Source organism: Frankia sp. CeTa3Moorea (genome assembly GCF_978021225.1).
The window spans coordinates 1-2,824 of the sequence record NZ_CDXDOR010000281.1 but is presented as its reverse complement, the minus strand read 5'-3'; the positions used below and the strand labels follow the sequence as shown (position 1 = coordinate 2,824).

Below are 2,824 nucleotides of genomic sequence, written 5' to 3'. Positions count from 1 at the left end.
CCCCCACCCCCGCCGTCGCCGTCGGCGTCGCCACCGGAGGAGGCACCTTCACCGGCGAGGCCGCCGAGACAGGAACCATCGGGAGGAGAATCACCGGGACGGGAGCCGGCAGGACGTAGTGGGTGCTGCGGCACGATCTTTCATCCTCCCCACGCGCGCATGACCGCGATCGGGTATACGGGTCGCCGACGGGATACTGGCCGGCCTCTCAGCCCACGTCCGCGGGCTCCCCGGAGCAATCGACAGTGTAACCGCTGCTCCCCGGCCGCGGCTTCGGGTGTCCCGCCGCGACGCCGATCTGCGACGCCGATCTGCGACACTGATCTGCGACACTGATCCACGCCCGTCGACGATCATCTCGACCTCGGGAGCCGATTCAATGTGGGCATCCGGGTTTCATCCGGTAGACACCATGCTGCGCGACGAGGTACTTCTCGCTCGAACGGCGTATCCGGGTTAACCTCGCGGGGCTCCGGTAGCGGCATCCTTCGGCAACGATCGTAAACTCTCCCTCGTGGATGCCACCGTGGCCGACCCCGTCATAGGTCGGCTTCTCGACGGCCGCTACACGGCGCAGGAACGGCTCGCCGTCGGCGGGATGGCGACGGTGTACGTCGCGCACGACAACCGGCTGGACCGGCTCGTTGCCCTCAAGGTCATGCATCCCACTCTCAATCACGACCCGGAGTTCGTCACCCGTTTCCATCGCGAGGCCAAGGCCGTGGCGCGGCTCAACACCCCGCGCGTCGTCTCCGTCCTCGACCAGGGCTCCGACCACATCCCCGCCGGTCTGGTCAACTACCTGGTGATGGAGCTGGTGCGCGGCCGGTCGCTGCGCCAGCACCTGGGTGCCCGGGGCCGGCTCCCGGTCGCCGAGGCCATCGAGATCATCGAGCCCGTGATCGAAGCCCTCGGCGCCGCGCATGCCGCCGGCATCATCCACCGCGACATCAAGCCCGAGAACATCCTGCTCGGTGACGACGGCCAAGTGAAGGTCGCGGACTTCGGCCTCGCCCGTCCGGTGAGCCAGCCCACCCAGGCCCTCACCGGCGGGGTGGTGATGGGCACTGTCGGGTACCTCGCCCCTGAGCAGGTCACCCACGGCGTCGCCGACACCCGCAGCGACGTCTACGCCGCCGGTGTGGTGCTCTTCGAATCCCTGACCGGGCAGCTCCCGCACAGCGGCGCCACCCCGATGTCGGTGGCCTACCAGTCCGTCCACGGCGACGTGCCGGCGCCGTCCACCATGATCGAGGGCATTCCCGCCGAGCTGGACGGTCTTGTTCTCCGGGCCACCGCCCGCGACCCGGCGCGCCGGCCGGCCGATGGTGCGGCGCTGCTGGCGGAGCTGCGGCGCATCGAGCCGTTCCTGCCCCCGCAGGACGCCTACCCGAGCGGGTTCACCGGCGAGATCGAACGGATCGGGTTGGCCGAGCGGCCTCCAGGGGCTCGGGATCCCGGGTACACCCAGGATCCCGGGTACACCCAGCCGTTCCAGGCCGAGGACTACGACGACTCCCAGGGCGCCGGGGCGGGGGCCGCCGCGGAGCGCGCGTTCGCCGGTGCCGGGCCGGGCCAGCCAGGCACCGGCGCGCTCTATCGATCCGCCTCCCCGCCCTCCCCGACCGCCACGGCCTATCTCGGGGGTGGTGGCGGGCGCGGGCGGCGACGGGCCGCCGCATCGCCACGCTCCCGGGGGCTCATCCCGGTCGTCGTCGGTGGCGTGGCCGTCCTGGTCCTGCTGCTCGGGATCCTCGCGTTCCGTTCCCTGTCCGGCGGAGGGACCGAGGTCCCGCTGCTGACAAACCTGAGCAGATCCGACGCCGAGAAGATGCTGCGCGACGCCGGCTTCCAGTTCACCTACCTCGACCCGGTCACCAGCGCCACGGTGCCGGTCGGCCACGTCTCCCAGCAGGATCCCCAGGACGGGTCGAAGGTCGACAAGGGCGCGCTCATCACCCTGCGGCTGAGCTCCGGGCCCGCGACGGTGCGCGTGCCGGACCTGGCGAACCTCACCGAGGCCCAGGCCAAGGCCCGGCTGGCCGAAGTGAACCTGACCCTCGGCGGCCTGAGCCCACAGTCCAGTGACACGGTGCCGGCGGGCCATGTGATCGGTACGAACCCCGGGGCCGGCACCGCACTCAAGCCGAAGGACAAGGTCGTCGTGATCACTTCGACGGGCCCCGCGGCGAAGCCGGTGCCGGCCGACATCATCGGCAAGTCGTTCGAGGAGGCCAGGGCCGAGCTCGTCGGCCTGAACATCGGCCTCGTGGTGCAGCGTATCGGTGCCGTGAACGACGCCGTGCAGCCCGGTCAGGTCTTCGGGGTCTCTCCCGACGTGGGGCAGCCGATCTCACCCGGCGGCACCGTCACCCTCACCGTGGCCGAGGCCGGCAGGTTCGACGACGACGACGGTTCCGGGGGCGACGGCAGCGGGATCCAGGTCCCCGTGCCGAACGTGGTCGGGAAGAGCTACCGGGAAGCCGAGAACATCCTGCGGCGCCGGGGGTTGAAGATCGACCGTATCGGCTGGATCGGCGGGCCGGGCGACCGGGTGACGTCGCAGTCCGCCCAGGCCGGGGCCAAAATCGAAAAAGGAAGTACCGTGCACGTCAACACAACGTGGGACCCCCTCGGCTGAGCCGCCATCCCCCACCAGGTTGATCACATTGTGCGACGAATCGCGCGGCGGGCGAGAGATCCGCGACCGGTTCCCCGGGGAGACGACGGCGTGAAGGCAGCGCGTGGTCGTGGCCGGTGGCCCGCCGGCTCGCGGCGGCCGACGTCTCAGTGGTGGCGGGGGTCATGGTGGCGGGGGTCATGG

General features: G+C 70.9%; 1 protein-coding gene and 1 riboswitch. The gene reads left to right on the top strand.

Features of this window, described 5'->3' with window-relative positions:
- Positions 1–129: 129 nt before the first annotated feature.
- Positions 130–243: riboswitch (TPP riboswitch) on the bottom strand.
- 271 nt (positions 244–514) lie between these two features.
- Entirely contained in the window at positions 515–2,641 is a 2,127-nt protein-coding gene (gene pknB, locus AC08OV_RS24330; protein ID WP_476620406.1) for a Stk1 family PASTA domain-containing Ser/Thr kinase, read from the top strand.
- Positions 2,642–2,824 lie beyond the last annotated feature (183 nt).